We start from the raw sequence: 18563 nt of genomic DNA, 5'->3' as shown, positions 1-18563 counted from the left end.
ATCTCGTTGCACGCGGCGAACATGTCCTTCAACCGCGCCGCACCGTCCAGCAGCGAATACTGCGTGTGCACGTGCAGATGCGTGAAGGGCGGCTTCGTCGGGGGCATTCGCCCATTCAAATCGGGGGCGGCGCGGGCGATCAAACAACCGGACGGCCCTTCCGACAACCGCCGGTTGTCGCGGTAGCTTCGGGGGATGGAACTGAGGGGCGAGGGATGGAGCTGAGGGGCGAGGGGATGAACCTGGAAGCCGTGCGGACCTTCGTCGCGGTGGCGGAGGAAGGACAGTTCCGGCACGCCGCCGCCCGGCTCGGCATCAGCCAGCAGGCGGCGTCGAAGCGCGTCGCGGCGCTGGAGGCGGTCCTCGGCGTCGCACTGTTCGCCCGCGTCCCCACCGGCGCCGAGCTGACCGCCGACGGACGCGCCTTCCTGCCGCACGCCCGCGCCGTGCTCGCCGCCGTGCGCCGGGCCGTCGAGTCCGTACGGCACCAGGGCCGCCCGCTCCGGGTCGACGTGCTGCGGAACCTGCTCGCTTCGACGGAGGTGCTGCGCGACTTCCACCGCGCGCACCCGGACGTCCCGCTGGAGGTCGTGACGCTGGACGGCGCGGAGTCGGCCGTACGGGCCCTGTTGGACGGCGAGGTGGACGCGGCCTTCGCGTATCTGCGCAGGCCGGCGGCGGAGTGGGACGGGCGGCTGGCGAGCGCGCTGGTGTGCCTGGAGGAGCTGGAGGTGGTGGTCGGGGAGCGGCACCCGCTGGCCGGCACGCGCCCCCTCGCGCTGGCGGACCTCGCCCCGTACGTCGTGTGGATGCCGGGGCTGCCCGAGAGCCGCGAGTGGGGCGCGTTCTACCGCGAGCTGGCGCGGGACTTCGCGCTCGCCGTGGACACGTCGGGGCCGGACTTCGGCGTCGACGCGCTGCTTGACGGGGTGGACGGGTCCGGTGGGGATGACGGATTCGGCGGGTCCGGTGGGGGTGAAGGGTTCGGTGGGAGCGACGGGAGCGACGGGTTCGGTGGGAGCGACGGGGCCGGCGCGCGGCTGACCTTCGTCGGGGACCGTACGCGGGTGGTGTGGCGCAACCACCAGCGGCTGCACCGCATCCCGCTGGCCCCGCCCGCCCCCGTCTACCCCTGGTCCCTGGTGTGGCACACCGGGAACCCGCACCCGGAGCTGCCCCGGCTGATCCGGTACGCACGCGAGGCCGGGCGGGCGCAGGTGCGGGAGCTGGCGGCGGGGGTGGGAGTGGGGCGGGGGCCGTGGCTGCCGACGGCGGCGGACGTCCCGCAGGCGCTGGGGCGGCCTCGGCGCCCCTGAACTGGCCGCGGGTTCGCCGTGCGGCGGGCTGCGGTGTTGCGGTGTTGCGGCTGCGGCCGGGTGGCGGGCCGGTCGCGCAGTTCCGCCCCCTGCGCCCAGGGGGCCTGGGCCTGGGCCCGCGCGTCTGGCCCACCCGCCGCGGGGACGATGGCCTCTGCGGCTTGGTGGAGGGTTGCTCGCGCAGTTCCTCGCGCCCCTGACATCCCCGCCGTAACCCTGCGGGGTGCGTTGGTCTGTGCGGGCCGGTGGAGGGTTACTCGCGCAGTTCCGCCCCCTACGCCCAGAGGGCGTGGGGGGACCCCCAGCGCCACAGACACACCCGCCGTAACCCTGCGGGGAGCGTTGGTCTGTGCGGGCCGGCGGGTGGCTGGTCGCGCAGTTCCTCGCGCCCCTGACACACCCGCCGTAACCCTGCGGGAGCAATGGCCTCTACCGGCCGGTGGAGGGTTACTCGCGCAGTTCCTCGCGCCCCTAAACCCCCCTGCCTGGGCCCGCAGCGGAAATATCGGGGCAGCGAAACAGGGGCGCTGGGGGTACCACCACGCCCCCTGGGCGTAGGGGGCGGAACTGCGCGACCAGCCACCCACCGGGCCGCAGACGTCAACGCAGCCCGCAGGGCTACGGCGAGTGGGTTTCAAGGGCACAGGGGGCGGAACTGCGCGACCAGCCCACCACCAAGCCGCAGAGGCCAACGCTCCCGCGGGGCTACGGCGAGTTGGCCAGGGGCGCGAGGCAGGGGCAGGGCGGAACCCCGCGACCAGCCCACCACCAAGCCGCAGAGGCCATCGCCCCCGCGCGCAGGGGAAGAACTGCGCGGGTAACCGTGTAAGGGCCACCCGCTCACTCCGCACGGGCCAGTGCTATATGTTCGAAATGTCGGGTACGTCTCCCTACTCGGTGACCCTCCCCTCGATTTCGAACATTTCTTCGATAGTGGTCTATCGTGAGGTTCGGGAAGTTGTGTGGGCCGTCGGCCGGAGGGGGCGTTGTGGCAGGTGAGAGGAGGTGCGCATGTCGTTTACGCATCTGCGCGCCGCCTCCGGGTTCTCCCTGCGGTACGGCGCCAGCCACGTCCGTGATCTCGCGCTGCGCGCCGCCGAACGAGGTCTAGACGCGTTCGCGCTGACCGATCGGGACAGCCTCGCGGGCGCGGTCCGGCATGCCAAGGCGTGCGCCGCGGTCGGGGTCCGGCCGCTGTTCGGCTGCGACCTCGGGGTGCCCGCCGTACCGCGCCCCGGTGCCGGCGGCACCCCGGCCGAAGCCGCACACGCCGCGCACTCCCGTACACCCGCCAAGGGCGGCGTCTTCGTCACCGAGCCCGCCCAGCGCGCCGTCTTCCTGGCCCGCACCGCACCGGGCTGGGCCGCGCTGTGCCGGCTCGTCTCCGCGTCCGCGGACGGCGGGATCGGCTGGGACGACCTCGACCGGGCCGCGGACGCAGCCGCAAGCACAAGCGCAGGCACAGGCGCCGCCGACGGCGGGCTGTTCGTGCTGCTCGGTGCGGACTCCGAGGTCGGGCGCGCCCTCGCGCAAGGCCGCCCCGACCGCGCCGTACGCCTGCTGGAGCCCTGGCGCGAGCGGTTCGGCGCCGCGCTGCGCCTGGAGGTGTCCTGCCACGACCGCCCCGGCGCCGGCCCCGGCTCGCTGCGGCTCGCCGCCCGGATGCTCGCCCTCGCCGACGAGCAGGGCGTCACCGCCGTGCTCACCAACGCCGTCCGGTACGCCGACCCCGGCCAGGGCGAGGTCGCCGACATCCTCGACTCGGCGCGGCTGCTGGTCCCCGTCGACGTGCGCGACGGCGCCTCGCTCGACGGCGGCGAGCGCTGGCTCAAGGACGCCGGCAGCATGGAGCGGATCGCCGAGCGCATCGCCGACGCCGCGGGCGCGAACCCGGTGGCCCGCCGCGCCCGCGCGCTGCTCGCCGCGACGGAGGAGACCGCGGCCGCCTGCGTCGTCGACCCCGGCGAAGCCTTCGGCCTCGGCCGGCTCCACCTGCCCGAGCCGCACCTGATCGGCGCCACCCGGGAGTCCGCCGACCGGGAGCTCGCGGCCCGCTGCGCCGGCGCCATGATGCACCGCGGCCACCACCGGGACGGCGAGCGCTGGGACCGGCTGGAGAAGGAGTTGCGGATCATCGCGGGACTCGGCCTCGCCGGCTACTTCCTCACCATGGCGGAGATCGTCCGGCTGGTGCAGGACATGGGCGTACGGATCGCGGCGCGCGGCTCCGGCGTCGGCTCGCTGGTGGTGCACCTGCTGGGGATGAGCCCGGTCGACCCCGTCGAGCACGGGCTCGTCATGGAGCGCTTCCTCTCCGCGTACCGCACCGCCATGCCCGACATCGACCTGGACGTGGAGAGCGCCCGGCGCGTGGAGGTCTACCAAGCCGTGCTGAAACGTTTCGGCAGCGATCGGGTCGCGACCCTCGCCGTCTACGAGACCTACCGCGCGCGCGGCGCGATCGAGGCCGTCGCCCGCGCCCGCGGCATCGACCCCGACGAGGCGCGCCGGCTGGCGAAGGCGTTCCCGCAGATCCGCGCGAAGGACGTACGGGCCTCCCTGCGGGAGCTGCCGGAGCTGCGCGAGGTCGCGGGCGAGGAACACGGCCGGCTGTGGACGCTGGTGGAGGCGCTGGACGGGCTGCCGCACGGCACCGCGATGCACCCCTGCGGCCTGCTGATCTCGGACGGCGGGCTGCTGGACCGCACCCCCGTCGTCCCCACCACCCTCGACGGCATCGCGATGGCGCAGTTCGACAAGGAGGACGTGGAGGACACCGGGCACATCAAGGCGGACCTGATCGGCGTGCGGATGCAGTCGACGCTGGCGCACGCGGTCGCCGAGGTCGAACGCGTCACCGGCGAACGGCTCGACGTCGACGACCCCGCGCAGGTGCCGCTGGACGACCCGGCGACGTACGAACTCATCGGCTCGTCGCAGACCATGGGCTGCTTCCAGATCGAGTCGCCGGGCCAGCGCGACCTGGTGCGGCGGCTGCGGCCCCGGACGATCGACGACATCACCCTGGACATCAGCCTCTTCCGGCCGGGGCCGGTGGCCGCGAACATGATCGACCCGCTGATCGCGGTGCGCGACGGCCGCGCCCCCGTTCGCTATCCGCACGACGACCTGCGGGGGATCCTCGCCGAAACGGGCGGCCAGGTCGTCTTCCACGAGCAGGTCATCCGGATCATGGAGAAGATGACCGGCTGCGACCTGGGCCAGGCGGACGAGGCCCGGCGCGCGCTCTCCGACCGGGACCGGCAGGGCCGGCTGCGCGCCTGGTTCGCGGACCGCGCGCGGCGCCGCGGCTACTCGACGCAGGTGGTGCGGGAAGTGTGGACCGTGCTGGAGGGGTTCGGCGCGTACGGCTTCTGCAAGGGCCACGGCGCGGCGTTCGCCCGTCCCACGTACCAGTCGGCCTGGCTCAAGACCCACCGGGCGGCGGCCTTCTACGCGGGGCTGCTCACCCACGACCCCGGGATGTACCACAAGCGGGTCTTCGTCGCGGACGCGCGGCGGCGCGGGGTGCCGGTGCTGCTGCCGGACGTGAACGCGTCCCGCGGGGAGTCCGTGATCGAACTGGCGTCTGAGGGCGGGGTGGAGAAGTGGGGCGTTCGGTTGGGGTTCGCGCACGTCCGCGGCATCAGCGAGGCGGAGACCGGACGGATCGAGGCGGGGCGCCCGTACGTCTCCCTGACGGACTTCTGGCAGCGCGCCCGCCCGAGCCGGCCGGTGGCCGAACGGCTGGCGCGAGTGGGCGCGTTGGACGGGATCGTCGGCGGGGCGGGGCGGCGCGAGGTGCTGTTGGAGATCTCCGAGCTGCACCGGCACGGGAGGGATTCGGTGGGTGCGGGGCAACTCCCGCTGGGCGAGGCGAGTGAGGTGAGTGGGGCGAGCGAGGCGAGTGGGACGAGCGAGGTGGTCGAGACGGGAGCCGTTGCCGGAGCCGTACGGGACGAAAGCGGGACCGGGACCAGGGCCGGGACCAGGTCCAGGGTCGGGACCAGGTCCAGGGTCGGGGCCGTACGGGAGGCCGACGGGGTCGTACGGGACGGCTCCAGGGTCGTGCGCGACGACGGCGGGCTGCCCGCGATGGACGACTGGGACCAACTCGCCGCGGAGCTCGACGTCCTCGACATGGACGTCACCCGGCACCTCCTCGACGACCACCGCCCGTTGCTCGCGGACATCGGCGTGACCCCGGCCGCCCGGATCGGGGAGCTGCCGCACGGGACGACGGTGCTGGTCGCCGGGGTGAAGGCGGCGACGCAGACCCCGCCGATCCGGGGCGGGCGCCGGGTCATCTTCGCCACCCTCGACGACCCCACCGGCCTGTCCGACCTGGCCTTCTTCGAAGACAGCCACGACCGGTGCGCCTCGACGGTCTTCCACAGCGCGCTGCTGCTGGTGCGCGGCACGGTCGCCCGCCCGCGGGGCAAGCCGCACAGCCTGAGCATCACCGGCGTCGCGGCGTGGGACCTGGGCGAGTTGATCGACCTGTACCGCGACGGCGGGGCGGGCGCGGTGGCGGACCGGTTGGCCAGGCCGTACGCGCGGGGCGCGGAGGGCCGCACGGGACACGAGACGGGTGAGGAGGCCGGGGGCTCCGAGGGGCGTGCGGGCCATGAGGGACGGACCCTCACCGAGCCCACCGGTTACGTCATGCACCCCTGGGCGGACCTGCGCCCGCCCGGCGTACCGCTCGTGGGCGGCCGAACGCTGCACCACGCGAGCCGCGGAAGTGCGGGGTAGGTCGCCGTGATCCTCTACGTCCACTTCGCCGTACGGGACTTCCAGAACCACGAAGACCGCTTCGAGTACCCCGGCACGGAGGCGGTGTACCGCCGGCTGGTCGGTCTGCTCGGCGGCATCACCCCGATCGTCCAGGCGCTGCCGCCCGATGCGGCGTTCGCGGACGTCGCGGGCGCGCGCCGCTACTTCGGGCGCGACGCGCGGGACTTGGCGGCGTTGGTGCGGTTGCGGGTGGCCGCGGTCTACGGGATCGACTGCACCGTGGGGGTGGGCCCCAACCCGCTGCTGGCCCGGATCGCCGCGCAGTCCGGCCCGCCGGGCGCGATCCGCTGCACCCCGACGGACCCGGCGGAAGTGGCCGCGTACCTGGCACCGCTGCCGGTCGGGGTACTGCCCGGCGTCGGCCCCGCGACCGTGCGCACCCTCGCCCCGTACGGCCTGCACACCGTCGGCGACGTCCAGCGCGTCCCTACCGTGACGCTCGGCCGCATCCTCGGCGCCCCGGCGGCGCGCGCACTCGCGGACGCCGCGCGGGGTGTGGATGCGGGGCGGGTGTCTGCGACGGCGCCGCCGCGGTCGGTGGGCGCAGTACGGGAGTTCGGCCGGGACGAACTCGACCCCGAGCAACACCACCGGGCCCTGCTGGGCTGCGCGGAGGAGATCGGCTGGCGGCTGCGGCGCGAACGCCAGGTCGCGGGCGTACTCGTGCTGACCGTCTCCTACGCCGACCGCACGACGACGGCCCGCACCCGCACCCTCCCCGAACCCACCGCCCACTCACGTACGTTGGCGACGGAAGCGACCCGCATGTACGCGTCCCTCGCCCTCCAACGCGCCCGCGTCCGCGGCATCACGCTACGCGCGGAGGCCATCGCCCCCGCAGACCACGCCGTCCACCAACTCACCCTCGACCCGACCGACGACCGCGCCCACCGCCTGGAGGCAGCGGCGGACCGGGCCCGGGCCCGCTTCGGCCCGGACGCGGTGTCCCTCGCGGCGCTCGGCACGACGCCGACGCCGAAGGACGGCCCCGACTGAGCCCGTTCGAAGCCCGTCCGGCTCTACGACCCCGCCTCCTGCGCGGTGTCTGGGCCCTCGGCGTTGGCGCGGGACGCGGCTGCGGCTTCGTCCTCACCGGCTCGGGTGTAAGCGGCGGCGGACTGCTCCCACGCGTCCCGGACGCGGGACGGTTCGGCACCGGACGCGTCCAGGGTGGTGGCGAGCTCGGCCCAAGCTTCGCCGGTGAGTGCCCAGTCCTCTTCTTGGGCCAGCATTGCGACTGCCTTCTCGCCTGCTGCGATCGCCTCTGTGTAGCGCTCCAGCCCCCGGCAGGCGGTGCCGATGTTGTTCCAGGCGACGGCTTGGCCGTGGACGTCGCCATCCTGCTGGAACAGGTCGAGGGCGGTTTGGTGGGCGTCGTGTGCTTCGGTGTACCGCTTCAGGCCGGTGAGCGCGTTGCCGTGGCCGTTCCAGGCGTTGGCTTGGCCGTGGACGTCGCCGCTCTCCTGGAACAGATCGAGGGCGGTTTGGTGGGCGTCGTGTGCTTCGGCATGCCGCTCCAGCTCCCTGAGCGCGATGCCGAGGTTGTTCCAGGCGTTGGCTTGGCCGTGGACGTCGCCGCTCTCCTGGAACAGATCGAGGGCGGTTTGGCGGGCGTCGTGTGCTTCGGTGTACCGCTCCAGCTCCCTGAGCGCGATGCCGAGGTTGTTCCAGGCGTTGGCTTGGCCGTGGACGTCGCCATCCTGCTGGAACAGGTCGAGGGCGGTTTGGTAGGCGTCGAGCGCTTCGGTGTACCGCTCCAGCCCCCCGAGCGCGGTGCCGAGGTTGTTCCAGGCGTTGGCTTGGCCGTGGACGTCGCCGTTCTCCTGGTAGAGCTGGAGGGCGGTTTGGTAGGCGTCGAGCGCCTCGGCATGCCGCTCCAGCCCCCCGAGCGCGGTGCCACGGCCGTTCCATGCGATGGCTTGGCCATGGACGTCGTCACTCTCCTGGTGGAGCTGGAGGGCGGTTTGGTAGGCGTCGAGCGCTTCGACATGCCGCTCCAGCTCGCCGAGCGCGGTGCCGAGGTTGTTCCAGGCACCGGCTTCATTGGTCGTGTCGCCAAGTGCCTGGCAGGCCGCGAGGGCGTGGGCACGGACGGTGACCTGGTCTTGGAGGTGCCGTCGCCAGTCCAAGTAGTGGCCGAGGGCGAACCCGAGGCCACGAGCGGTGTGGGTGCGGGCGTGGGTGTGGGTGGTGGCGAGGAGGTTCTCGCGTTCGGCGTCGAACCACGCCAGTGCCTGCTCCCGTCCAGCAAACAGACTCGACACGGCGTGGCCCGGGGGACGTAGGTGGGTGTCGGCCGCTTGGGCGTGTCGGACGTAATGGCCGGTGAGGCGGGCACGGGCCTGTTCGTAGCGGCGGCGGGAGACACGGCCGCCGTGCATGATCGTGCGGGCATGCTCCTGGGCGTGGACGCGAAGGAGGTCGTGCATGGACCAGCGGTCGCGGGCCCGACTGTTCTGGATGAGTAGGCGTGCCTGGACGAGTTGGCGCAGGAGGAGGGTGACCGTGTTGGCGGGTTGGTCGGCGAGGGCCGCGACGGCCGGGGTGGAGATGTCGGGGCCGGCGTGGAGGCCCAGGAGCCGATAGAGGTCGGCCTGTTGGTGGGTGAGGCGGGTGAGGCATTCGTCGAAGACGGCGCGCAGGTTCCGTTCGCCGTCGTCGAGGCCGCTGAGGCGGCTGCCCGCGTCGGTGAGCATCCGCACCCGTTCGGAGAGGGGCTGGTCGGGGTCGTCGGCGAGGAGTGCGGCGGCGATTTGGAGGGCCAGGGGCAGGTAGCCGCAGAGCGCGGTGAGTTCCTCCGCGGCTGCGGGCTCGTCCTGGACGCGTCGGTCGTCGGGGTCCGCGACCGCCAGCCGTTGGCCCAGGAGGTCGACGGCGGCGTCCGGTTGAAGGGGGTGGAGGCTGAAGAGGCGGGCGCCGAGGCCGGGCAGGGTGTGCCGGGAGGTCACCAGTACACCGTGGTGGCGGGCCGGGAGCAGCGAGCGCACCTGGTGCGAGGTCGAGGCGTTGTCCGCGACGATCAGGATCCGTTCTCCCGCCCGTCCCAGCGCGTCGAGTTGGGCCCGGTAGAGCCCTTCGCGTTCGTCCAGCGTGGGCGGGATGTGGTCGGCCGGGACGCCGAGGGCCCGTAGCAGGGCCTCCAGTGCGTCTTCGGGCGGGACGGGGGTCGGGTCGTAGCCGCGCAGGTTCACCGTCCGCACGCCCGTGAACCAGCCCTTGTCGAGCGCGGCGTGTCCCACGGCGTGGGCGAGCGTGGTCTTGCCCACGCCCGGCAGCCCCGCGACCGACCCGACCGCCGCGACCGACCCCATCGCCGCACCGGAAGCCGCCGCCTCGGGGTCGAACAGGGCGAGGACCTTGGCGAGTTCGTCGTCGCGGCCGGTGAATTCCTGCGGCAGCCCCGGCAGGGTGTTCAGTGCGGTCGGCACCGCCGCGTACGCCTGCACGTTGATGCTCGTGTTGTTCTGCGTCCCGTCGCCGAGCACCTGGCTGTGCTCGAAGGACGCACCGGCGAAACTGCTGCCGGTCCGTTGCCCCGGCCCCGACCACTGCCCCTGCCCCTGCCCGGGACGCCTGCCCTTCTTCTTCCCGCCGCTCTTGCGCTTGCCGGACTTGCTGCTCGCCATCGCGACTGCCCGTTACCGGTTGATCGTGTTGTTCTGCGTGCCGCTGCCGAGCACCTGGCTGTCGGTGAACGTCGCGTTGCTGAAGTCGTTGTGCGTGTTCTGCACCGGAGCCTGGGCCTGCGCCTGCTGGACCAGGGCCTGCAACTCCGCGGCCACCTGCTGCCGCTCCTCGTCCGGAAGCTGCTCAAGGAGCATCTCCAGCCGGGTCTGCCAGCGGGTGACCAGCACGGTCTGCACCCGCTCAGACGTGGCGCCGTCACCGGCCGACTCCAGCTCGGCGCGGGTCTGGTCAAGCCGCTCAAGCTCCGCCTGCTCCCGCCCGGAATCCCCGCGGCCGAGGAGCCGCGCGAATCCGCTGCGGATCCCGGCCCACGCGTCCGTCCCCGCCGCCTGCACGATCGCCCCGCCACCAGCCGCCGCCGCCGCGATCAGACCCTCGACCAACACGATCAACACCCCCATAAATCACCGGACAAGAAGCCCAGCGTAAGACGGGACCCCCACCCGGGCAGCCGAACAACCAACCCCGCACGGGCTCCGCCCAGCCCGGCGTCCCAGGCCGGCCGAGCCCGGTGCGCATGGCGGAGTCCCACCAGCCGAAACTGGTGGGACTCCGTCATCGGGCAGTTTGGAGAGTTACGCGTCGATCAGCTCTCGCTGAATTCGGAGGACTTGATGCACGCGGCACCGGGCACGCTCCAACAGAGGTCCATGTAGTACTTCGTGGAACCCTTGATGTCGTACGTCTTCCCGTCGCAGCCCGCGTCACCTCCGTCGTTGATCGTCCACATGATCCGGTGGTCGGAGGCGCGGTAAAGGGACATCTGAACGCCGTGGCCGTCCGCGTTGGTGTCGCACACGGTGAACCTGTCACCGTCGTCCTTGAAGTGTGCGCTGCCGCGACCGCTGAGGACTATGGTCTTGTCCGCCGCGTAGGCCGGGGACGTACCCAGCGCCAGCACCGTGCCCAACGCGACGGCCAGACCTGCGGTCGACCGGACTACGTTCTTCAACTTCATGGTTTTCCCCCTGTGGTGGCCGAAATCCCGATTCCGTCGAACGCGGCCGAGGCTCCGGTCGCGAGGGAAACGGAACGGCGAAGGTCCGCGAGGACTTCCTCGCTCTGACGACTCGCTCTGACGATTCGCTCTGACGGCCCGCTCTGACGAGTGGACGTGGTTCGCACTTCGTACTTCGCGCTTCCGTAATATGCCGGCTCGCCGGCATCCCGCCTTGACCATGCGCGTACGGTTCTTGACGATTCGCGTATGTCATCCCGGATCGGATACGCACGGCACCGAAATGCTCAGGCGTCGTCGTCCAGCTTCTCCACCACGCGGGTGGAGATCTCGGCCAGGGTTCGGAGCTCGTCCGCGGTGAGGTGGTCCAGGAAGAGGGACCGGACGGCTTGTACGTGCAGCGGGGCCGCCGCCGCGATGGCCTCGCGTCCCGCTTCGGTGATCACCGCGAAGGCGCCCCGCCCGTCCTCCGGGCAGTCCTCCCGGACGACCAGCCCCCGCCGGACCATCCGCGCGAGGTGGTGGGACATCCGGCTCTTCTCCCACTCCAGGGCGCGGGCGAGGTCCTGGTACCGCTGACGGCCCTCCGGCACGTCCGTCAGGTTGACCAGGACCGCGTAGTCCGCCGCCGTCAGATGGGATTCCGTCTGAAGGAGATGTGACAGGCGACCGATCAGCCGCTCGTGCAACCGGACGAAACTCCGCCACGCATGCTGTTCCTCAGCCGTCAGCCAGTCCACCCGGTCCGTCACGGCGTCGAGTCTAATGACCTGGTCAACGCGTCATCAGACCGGCTGGACCGTGCAGTGCCGCCGTTGCGCCGCGGCCCGGGCGGCGCCTTCACGCCCCCGCGGCTGGCTGAACCTCGGCGGGTGGCCGCGTAACGGCTGGGGGCGGCGCTCCGGCGCCGCCCCGCACCCCCGCCGTCACGCCCCCGCCGTCACGCCCCCACCGTCACGCCCCGGCCGTCTCGGCGACCGGGGTGTTCAGGAGCTGGTGCTCCCAGACCGTCGCGACCCCGGTGGCGCCCGCGTGCCCCAGGACCGCCATCTGGTCCTCCGGCGCGATGCGGTCCGTCCGGGCCCAGTCGCGCTGCCACTCGCTCAGCACGGCCAGCCAGGTGATCGGCACGACGCCGGCCTGGACCATGCGCCGCACCGCCATGTCGTGGGCCTCGGCCGACACTCCCCCGGAGGCGTCGGTGACGGCGTAGACGTCGAAGCCCTCACCCGCCGCCTGGATGGCGGGCATGGCCAAGCAGATCTCCGTCCACAGGCCGGCGAGGATCAGCTTCTTGCGCCCGGTGGCCTTCACGGCGTCCACCACGCGCTGGTCCTGCCAGGTGTTGATGAAGGTCCGGTCGATCGGCTTCTGGTCCGGGAAGACGTCCTGCAACGGCTGGATCAGCAGGCCCCCGCGGTCTTCCACGACCGTGGTCAGGATCGTCGGGACGCCGTAGCCCTTGGCGGCCTTGGCCAAGCCCACGACGTTGTTGATGACCATCATCGGCTCGTGGCTGTGCAGGTTGGCGAACTGGTACGGCTGGTGATCTATCAGCACCAGGATGCTCTCCTCGGGGGTCAGCAGCGCTTCGAGGCCGGCCTTCGACGACGTGCTCATGGAGATCTCCTTCGGGAGCGCGGACACGCGTCCACCATTTGGTTGACGCGTCATCTTTCTACATGACACGTCAACCAAGTGTCCACTGGCGGCTGTTCGGGGCGCGGAGTCGTGCGCGCGAGGCGCGGCGGGCAACTGTTCGGCCGGGGGCGGGCGTCCTCCGCACACGGATCACACGAGCCCCGCACCGTCCGGGTCGACCCACTGCCCCCAGGGCGCCGGGCGCGGACCGCCGTCGGCCGCGTTCGGAAAGATTCTCGGCGCGGGATGTAGAGACGCGGGCTCCAGCTCCGACGTACCTACGAAACCTGTCGACGAGCGAAGGAAACAACGGCATGAGCAAGGTCACCACCGGCGCGACGATGTCCCTGGACGGCTTCATCGCCGGGCCGGAGGAGAGCGGCTTCGACCTGCTGTTCCAGTGGTACGTCAACGGCGACGTCGAGATCCCGACGGCCAGCCCCGCCGTGCCGCCGCTCCGCGTCTCCGCGGCCAGCGCCGCAGTGGTCGAGGAGGAGTGGGCGAGCACGGGGGCGTTGGTCGTCGGGCGGCACCTGTACGACATGACGAACGCCTGGGGCGGACGCCACCCGATGGACGTGCCCGTGGTCGTGCTCACGCACCGGCGCCCCCAGGACCGGCCGCAGGACGACGAGGACTTCGTCTTCGTCACCGACGGCATCGAGGCGGCCGTCGCCAGGGCGAAGGAGTTGGCCGGCGCCAAGGACGTCGTGGTCAACGGCGGGCAGATGGCCCGGCAGTGCCTGGAGGCCGGACTGCTCGACGAGGTCGGGATCGCGCTGGTGCCGGTCGTCCTGGGCGCCGGGAAGACGCTCTTCGGGGAACGGGGTGAACTCGGCGTCGCGCCGGTGCAGTTCGAAGGCCCCGTCTCGGTCGTCCAGGGCACCGGCGTCACCCACCTGCGCTACCGGGTCAAGAAGTGACCTGACGGTGTCTCGCCCGCCCTGCCGGCCCTGTCGGTCTTGCCAGACTGGCCCCATGCATCCCACACAGCGCACGACGCAACAGGGACCCGTCACCGTCGACCGCCTGGACGGACCGGGCGCGGCACCGCTGGCGGACGCGTTCGGCCTGGTGTACGCCGAGGCGTTCGCGGAGCCGCCGTACGGCGAGGGCCCGGACGACGTCGCCACCGCGCTCCGGCGCTTCCGCGCCCGGACCCGTAACCCGGCGTTCCGCGCCGCGCTGGCCCGCACCGCGGACGGCGAGCCCGTCGGCATGGCGTACGGCCTCCCGCTCGCCCCCGACACGGACTGGTGGGACCACCTGACCACCCCGGTGCCCGCCGACGTCCGCCACGAGGACGGCCACCGCACCTTCGGCCTCCTGGAACTCGCCGTCCGCGCACCGTGGCGCGGCCGGGGCGTCGCCCGTCGTCTGCACGGGACCCTGCTGGACGGCGTCGGTACGGAACGGGTCCTGGTCGACGTCCACCGGGACGCCGTGGCGGCTACGGCGGCGTACCGGGCGTGGGGGTACCGCAAAGTCGGCGAGTCGCGGTCGCGGGAGGGTGGGGACGTGTACGTGGTGATGGTGCGGGAGTTGGGGTGAGCGGGGCGGCTGTCACCGACCCCAGCCGTCGAGGGAGACGTCCGGGCCCCCGGTGAGGTAGCGGCGCAGTGCACTGGCCGTGGTCGACACGAAGGCGTCGGGCACGGCGGCCGTGTCGACCCAGCACACCCCGGAGTGCTTGCGGGGTTCGCGGTTCTCGGGCTCGCCACCCCACTCGTGCGCGACGAACACCACGGTGAGGAACCCGTCCGGCGCCTCGACGCCGCGGGCGCCGTGGATGACGTGGGCGACCTTCAGCGCCTCGGGCGGGCCGACGTGGCCACGGTCCAGGAGTTGACCGTGGCCTTTTTTCGCATGGACCAGCGGCGCGGAGGGGGTCACGGACGGACCGCGCTGGTGCAGTATCTGCACTCCGACGTACGGGACTTCCTGCACGGCCGCTTCCACGACGACGGCGTACGCCGAGACATGTGCTCAGCGGCGGCTGAGCTTTCCTACTTGTCCGGCTGGATGGCCTTCGACAACGGTGAACACACCGTGGCCCAGAGGTACTTCGTCCTTGCGGTGAAGCTCGCCGCGCCCGCCGGCGACGCCCCGCTGTCCGGGCACGTCCTTCGGGCCATGGCCCATCAAGCGATCGATCTCGGCTTCGCCCGACGGGGCCTGGACCTGGCCGAGGCGTCCGTCCACGGGGAACGCTACGCGGCTGCGACCCCCCGGGAGCGCGCCCTCCTGGGCGTGATCCACGCGCGCGGCCTGGCCGCAACGGGGAACGGCCAAGCCGCGGCCAAGGCGCTGCTGCGGGCTGAGGACGACCTGGCTTCGGCCGGTGACGAAATCCCCGAACCCAACCGGACCTTCTTCTTCGGCGAGGCGTCACTGGCCCACGAGACTGCGTGTGCGTTGCGGGACGTGGGCGACGGCGCCGGTGCGGTCCGCGAGTTCCGGCGTTCCGTACGAACCCGTGGCGCGGACTTCAAGCGCACCCACGCGGTGACCCTCGGATACCTCGGCGCAACGCAGATCGCGGGCGGCCACGTGGAAGAGGCGTGCGTGACGTGGTCCGGTGCGTTGGACGCCGTGGAGGACGGCATCTACTCGGGGCGGGCCCGACAGGCGGTGGTCGACATGCGGACGCACCTGTCGCCCTATCGCCGCAGGGGCATCCCTGCCGTGACGGCGCTGGATGCCCGGGCGGCGGCGTATGTGAGCGTTTAGATTTGCCGCGATTCGATGACAGGTGAAGGGAAGCGGATGACGCAGAAGCTGGAGATCGAGCCCATCGGCATCGTCGTCGGTGGCCGGAGCGAGCCGACGGAAGACGCGTGGCGCGGCACCGCGGTCATCCGTCTCGACGCCGGCTTTCCGGTCGAAGTCGTCCAGGGGCTGGAGGAGTTCTCCCACCTCCTCGTCGTGTGGCACTTCCACCGGGCGTCGCCGGACGACGTCGCCCTGCACGCCCGCAGCCCCCGCAACAACCCCCGCTGGCCGAGCACCGGCACCTTCGTGCACCGCAACCACCGGCGGCCGAACCAACTCGCGCAGTCGTTCCCCCGGCTGCTGCGGGTCGACGGGCTCGATCTCCACGTCACCGATCTCGACGCGGTCGACGGGTCACCGGTCTACGACCTCGCGCCGTACTTCCGGGAGATGGGGCCCCGAGGGACCGTACGGCAGCCGGGGTGGCCCGGGGAGATGCTGGCCGACTACTGGGCCGAGACAGCCGACTGAGGGCGACCGGTGACGACGGCCGCACACCGGCCGCCCCGTTCCGAGCGCGCGCCCGGGAGCCTCGGGCCGTACGGCGCGGCCGGCCCGGGTCACCGCGGTGGGCAGAAGCCACGGTGACCCGGCGCGGGCGGCGGTCAGCCGAGTTGGCCGGCCACGTAGTCGCCGGCCGGTCGGCGCGTGATGATGTTCAGTCGGTTCGCCGCGTTCATCATTCCGATCGCGATCACCAGGCTGGTCAGCGCCTCCTCGTCGAAGTGTTCGGCGGCGCGGGACCAGATCGGGTCGCTGACGCCGCCGGCCGCGTCCGCGACCCGGGTGCCCTCCTCGGCCAACTCCAGGGCCGCGCGTTCCGCCTCGGTGAAGACGGTGGCATCGCGCCAGGCCGCGACCATGTTCAGCCGCACCGGGGTCTCGCCCGCGGCGCTGGCCTCCTTGGTGTGCATGTCGATGCAGACGGCACAGCCGTTGATCTGACTGATGCGCAGCGCCACCAGTTCATGCAGCGCGGGCGGCAGCGGCGACGACTCCTGTAGGGCGCGGCCCGCGGACATCAGGTGCTTGAGGGCCTTGTCGGCGCCCGGGGCGGTGAGGAGGTCCAGTCGTGCGTCCATGGTGTGCTCCTTCGTGAGGTGGCTACACCCTTGAGACGAGACAGCCCGCGCCCGTGTGACAGGGCCGGCGCATCAAGTCCGAGGCGCCTCAAGCCCGAAAGGCGCCCGAGGCGCCCGAAGGCCGAAGCGGCTCGGACCGCGTCGGCTCAGCCCTCCGGGTAGAAGACGAACAGCGTGCAGCCCGTCGTCGTCTGCGGGACGTGGGAGGAGCCCGCGGGGGCGTGGATGAAGGAGCCCGCGGGGTAGTCGCGGTGGCCGTCGTTGAAGACGCCGGAGACGACGAACACCTCCTCGGGGCCGGGGTCGTGGACGTCGATCCCCTCCCAGCGGCTGTCCGGGTCCATCTCCAGCACCTGCGCCGACGCGCCTCCGTCGCCGTGCCACAGCGGCCGCTGCCGGATGCCGGGGAAGAGTTCGCGCACGGGCGCGTCCCGGACGGCGGACCACACGTAACCGGGCATGTCCGGGCCGGTGCCGGCCGCCGACGCCGCCGTCGTGGTGGTGGTGGTGGTGGTCAGCGTGGGGGGTGCCGTCTCGGCGGCGCGGGAGTGTTCCGTCGGGTCGGTCGTCTCGTCGGTCGTCGTCATGCCGATCAGCCTGCCGTCCGGCGCCGCTCCCGCCGAGTGTCAGAAATGACATCCTGAGGTACTTTCTTGCCGTGCACCGCGTTGTCGCCCTCGTCCACCCGCCCCAGTCGACGTTCGAACTCGCCTGCACCGCCGAGGTGTTCGGGATCGTACGGCCCGGACTGTCGACCCGGTACGCCTTCGAGGTGTGCACCGAGCACCCCGGGGCCGTCCCCACTTGCGCCGGGTACGACATGCTCGTGACGGCCGGACTGGACGCGCTGGAGGGCGCGGACACCGTGGTCGTCCCGGGCTGGGTGCCCACCACCGAGCCGCCGTCGGAACCGGTCGTACGGGCCCTGCGCCGGGCGCACGACCGCGGCGCCCGGCTGGTCAGCATCTGCTCCGGCGCCTTCGCGCTCGCGCACGCCGGGCTGTTGGACGGGCGGCGGGCCACCGTCCACTGGGGGCAGGCGACGGAGTTCGCGGCGCGGTTCCCGGCCGTGCGGCTCGATCCGGACGTGCTGTACGTGGACCACGGCGACGTGGCGACCAGTGCGGGGTCCGGCGCCGGCGTCGACCTGTGCCTGCACCTCGTGCGGGAGGACCAGGGCGCCCGGTACGCCGCGCACGTCGCACGGAACATGGTGATGCCGCCGCACCGCGAGGGCGGGCAGCTCCAGTACGCGGCGCCGCCGGACCCCGTGCACATCGACGGCTCGCTCGCGCCGCTGCTGGAGTGGGCCGCCGGACGGCTCGGCGAGGCCGTGGACCTGGCCGCGATGGCCGCGCACGCGGGGGTTTCGCAGCGCACGCTCGCGCGCCGGTTCGCCGAGCAGCTCGGCACCAGCCCGGGGCAGTGGCTGCTGGGGCAACGGATCTCGGCGGCACGGGAGTTGCTGGAGGGCTCCGATCTGCCGCTGGACGCGGTCGCCCGGCGCGTCGGGCTCTCCTCCGCCACCAACTTGCGTCGACGGTTCCTCAACGCGCTGGGCACCACGCCCGGCGCCTACCGGCGGGCGTTCCGGGCCGACGGGGACGGGACCCGGCGCGCGCGGGAGGTCGAGCCGGGCGCGGCGGCGCGGTAGGGCGTGCCCGCGGTGTCCCGTGCGGTTGCCTGTGCGGTTTCCTGTGCGGGTGGACGTGGCCGCCGTTTCCCTGCGGGAGCATTGGTCTGTGCGGCCCGGTGGTGGGCTTGTCGCGCAGTCCGCAGAGACCAATGCTCCCGCGGGGAAACGGCGGTCCGTCCCCACGCACAGGCAACCGCACGGGACCCTGCGGACTCGGCCCAGGGTCTAGTCCAGCGGGGACAGCCGTGCGTACTCCTCGTCCTGCTCGGAGAAGTCGGCCACGGCCGTCCGCATGGTGTTGTGGAAGGCCAGTACGCGCCCGTCGCGCAGGAGTTGCGTCTGGACGGAGTGCCACCGCCCGGCGCGCGGGCCCGCGGGCACGTCCAGCGTGGTCGCGCTGTGCACCAGCAGCACGCCGTCGGCGATCGTGTGGCTGGAGAGCAGCCGCATCCGCAGCCGGCTGCCCCGGTAGATGGTGTCGAGGATCTTCTGGTGCTCGGCCGCGATGACAGCCCGCCCCTTCTGGAACCGTCCCAGCGCGTCCACGTAGTCCGCGTCCTCCGTGAAGTGTTCGGCCCACGCCGCGCCGTCCCCCGCGTTCCAGGCGCGCTCCAACTCGGCCATGACCTCGTCGACCGTCATCGTCCCCTCCACTCCCGATCGGTGTTCCATTC

General features: G+C 72.5%; 17 protein-coding genes and 1 pseudogene. 8 read left to right on the top strand and 10 right to left on the bottom strand.

Annotation, left to right across the window (positions count from 1 at the left end; translation table 11 throughout):
- Positions 1-107, bottom strand: a 107-nt coding sequence (locus ACH4E8_RS18065) for a PHP domain-containing protein (RefSeq protein WP_398449239.1), incomplete at its 3' end; no start/stop codon positions are given.
- A gap of 108 nt (positions 108-215) precedes the next feature.
- Here ACH4E8_RS18065 and ACH4E8_RS18060 point away from each other — a divergent pair.
- From ACH4E8_RS18060 to ACH4E8_RS18050, 3 genes are all read left to right on the top strand, one after another.
- The gene (locus tag ACH4E8_RS18060) at positions 216-1316 is read left to right on the top strand and encodes a LysR family transcriptional regulator (RefSeq protein WP_398449191.1); all 1101 of its coding nucleotides are present in this window, start codon (positions 216-218) and stop codon (positions 1314-1316) included.
- A gap of 1011 nt (positions 1317-2327) precedes the next feature.
- Positions 2328-6071 carry a DNA polymerase III subunit alpha gene (locus ACH4E8_RS18055; protein ID WP_398449189.1) on the top strand — a complete coding sequence of 1248 codons (3744 nt, stop codon included), beginning with the start codon at positions 2328-2330 and terminating at the stop codon, positions 6069-6071.
- 9 nt (positions 6072-6080) lie between these two features.
- Positions 6081-7109, top strand: coding sequence for a DNA polymerase thumb domain-containing protein (locus tag ACH4E8_RS18050; RefSeq protein ID WP_398449237.1), 1029 nt, complete (start codon positions 6081-6083; stop codon positions 7107-7109).
- Between the two features lie 23 nt (positions 7110-7132).
- Here ACH4E8_RS18050 and ACH4E8_RS18045 read toward each other — a convergent pair whose 3' ends face one another.
- The 5 genes from ACH4E8_RS18045 to ACH4E8_RS18025 form a co-directional block, all read right to left on the bottom strand.
- Positions 7133-9739: a tetratricopeptide repeat protein gene (locus ACH4E8_RS18045; RefSeq protein WP_398449187.1), complete on the bottom strand. Its 2607-nt coding sequence runs from the start codon at positions 9737-9739 to the stop codon at positions 7133-7135.
- 12 nt (positions 9740-9751) lie between these two features.
- Positions 9752-10186, bottom strand: a complete 435-nt coding sequence (locus ACH4E8_RS18040; RefSeq protein ID WP_398449185.1) for a hypothetical protein — start codon at positions 10184-10186, stop codon at positions 9752-9754.
- A gap of 200 nt (positions 10187-10386) precedes the next feature.
- On the bottom strand, positions 10387-10758 hold the full coding sequence (locus tag ACH4E8_RS18035) for a hypothetical protein (RefSeq protein WP_398449183.1): 372 nt from the start codon (positions 10756-10758) through the stop codon (positions 10387-10389).
- A gap of 287 nt (positions 10759-11045) precedes the next feature.
- Entirely contained in the window at positions 11046-11510 is a 465-nt protein-coding gene (locus tag ACH4E8_RS18030; RefSeq protein WP_398449181.1) for a MarR family winged helix-turn-helix transcriptional regulator, read from the bottom strand.
- Positions 11511-11712: 202 nt separating this feature from the next.
- Positions 11713-12378, bottom strand: a complete 666-nt coding sequence (locus ACH4E8_RS18025; RefSeq protein WP_398449179.1) for a hydrolase — start codon at positions 12376-12378, stop codon at positions 11713-11715.
- A gap of 335 nt (positions 12379-12713) precedes the next feature.
- Between ACH4E8_RS18025 and ACH4E8_RS18020 the strand changes: the two genes are divergently transcribed.
- Positions 12714-13322 (top strand): dihydrofolate reductase family protein, encoded by a 609-nt coding sequence (locus ACH4E8_RS18020; protein ID WP_398449177.1) that lies wholly within the window; start codon positions 12714-12716, stop codon positions 13320-13322.
- A 55-nt stretch (positions 13323-13377) separates the two neighbouring features.
- A complete protein-coding gene (locus tag ACH4E8_RS18015; RefSeq protein WP_398449175.1) occupies positions 13378-13950 on the top strand; it encodes a GNAT family N-acetyltransferase in 573 nt (190 codons plus the stop codon).
- 12 nt (positions 13951-13962) lie between these two features.
- Here the strand turns inward: ACH4E8_RS18015 and ACH4E8_RS18010 are convergent.
- Positions 13963-14217 (bottom strand): annotated as a pseudogene (locus ACH4E8_RS18010) (DNA mismatch repair protein MutT); the annotation flags it as partial.
- Positions 14218-14307: 90 nt separating this feature from the next.
- Here ACH4E8_RS18010 and ACH4E8_RS18005 point away from each other — a divergent pair.
- Both ACH4E8_RS18005 and ACH4E8_RS18000 read left to right on the top strand, forming a co-directional pair.
- A complete protein-coding gene (locus ACH4E8_RS18005) occupies positions 14308-15129 on the top strand; it encodes a Tat pathway signal protein (protein ID WP_398449173.1) in 822 nt (273 codons plus the stop codon).
- 36 nt (positions 15130-15165) lie between these two features.
- A complete protein-coding gene (locus ACH4E8_RS18000; RefSeq protein WP_398449171.1) occupies positions 15166-15642 on the top strand; it encodes an SAM-dependent methyltransferase in 477 nt (158 codons plus the stop codon).
- Positions 15643-15776: 134 nt separating this feature from the next.
- Here ACH4E8_RS18000 and ACH4E8_RS17995 read toward each other — a convergent pair whose 3' ends face one another.
- Together ACH4E8_RS17995 and ACH4E8_RS17990 are read right to left on the bottom strand one after the other, a co-directional pair.
- Positions 15777-16253, bottom strand: a complete 477-nt coding sequence (locus ACH4E8_RS17995) for a carboxymuconolactone decarboxylase family protein (RefSeq protein ID WP_398449169.1) — start codon at positions 16251-16253, stop codon at positions 15777-15779.
- A 146-nt stretch (positions 16254-16399) separates the two neighbouring features.
- Positions 16400-16714 (bottom strand): cupin domain-containing protein, encoded by a 315-nt coding sequence (locus tag ACH4E8_RS17990; RefSeq protein WP_398449235.1) that lies wholly within the window; start codon positions 16712-16714, stop codon positions 16400-16402.
- A 197-nt stretch (positions 16715-16911) separates the two neighbouring features.
- On the opposite strand from ACH4E8_RS17990, the gene ACH4E8_RS17985 reads away from it, so the two are divergent.
- Complete coding sequence (locus ACH4E8_RS17985) at positions 16912-17907, top strand: helix-turn-helix domain-containing protein (protein WP_398449167.1); 996 nt, start codon at positions 16912-16914, stop codon at positions 17905-17907.
- Between the two features lie 207 nt (positions 17908-18114).
- Here ACH4E8_RS17985 and ACH4E8_RS17980 read toward each other — a convergent pair whose 3' ends face one another.
- On the bottom strand, positions 18115-18561 hold the full coding sequence (locus ACH4E8_RS17980) for an SgcJ/EcaC family oxidoreductase (protein WP_398449165.1): 447 nt from the start codon (positions 18559-18561) through the stop codon (positions 18115-18117).
- Positions 18562-18563: the final 2 nt, after the last annotated feature.

This window comes from Streptomyces sp. NPDC017979 (genome assembly GCF_044328175.1).
Lineage (GTDB): Bacteria > Actinomycetota > Actinomycetes > Streptomycetales > Streptomycetaceae > Streptomyces.
Note: the sequence above shows the minus strand (reverse complement) of the source record. Positions and strands in the feature narration are given on the sequence as shown.

Coding starts and splice junctions, on each gene's coding strand:
- ACH4E8_RS18060 (WP_398449191.1), top strand. CDS start 216: ATGGAGCTGAGGGGCGAGGGGATGAACCTGGAAGCCGTGCGGACCTTC.
- ACH4E8_RS18055 (WP_398449189.1), top strand. CDS start 2,328: ATGTCGTTTACGCATCTGCGCGCCGCCTCCGGGTTCTCCCTGCGGTAC.
- ACH4E8_RS18015 (WP_398449175.1), top strand. CDS start 13,378: ATGCATCCCACACAGCGCACGACGCAACAGGGACCCGTCACCGTCGAC.
- ACH4E8_RS17995 (WP_398449169.1), bottom strand. CDS start 16,253: ATGGACGCACGACTGGACCTCCTCACCGCCCCGGGCGCCGACAAGGCC.
- ACH4E8_RS17990 (WP_398449235.1), bottom strand. CDS start 16,714: ATGCCCGGTTACGTGTGGTCCGCCGTCCGGGACGCGCCCGTGCGCGAA.
- ACH4E8_RS18020 (WP_398449177.1), top strand. CDS start 12,714: ATGAGCAAGGTCACCACCGGCGCGACGATGTCCCTGGACGGCTTCATC.
- ACH4E8_RS17980 (WP_398449165.1), bottom strand. CDS start 18,561: ATGGAACACCGATCGGGAGTGGAGGGGACGATGACGGTCGACGAGGTC.
- ACH4E8_RS18045 (WP_398449187.1), bottom strand. CDS start 9,739: ATGGCGAGCAGCAAGTCCGGCAAGCGCAAGAGCGGCGGGAAGAAGAAG.
- ACH4E8_RS18025 (WP_398449179.1), bottom strand. CDS start 12,378: ATGAGCACGTCGTCGAAGGCCGGCCTCGAAGCGCTGCTGACCCCCGAG.
- ACH4E8_RS18035 (WP_398449183.1), bottom strand. CDS start 10,758: ATGAAGTTGAAGAACGTAGTCCGGTCGACCGCAGGTCTGGCCGTCGCG.
- ACH4E8_RS18000 (WP_398449171.1), top strand. CDS start 15,166: ATGACGCAGAAGCTGGAGATCGAGCCCATCGGCATCGTCGTCGGTGGC.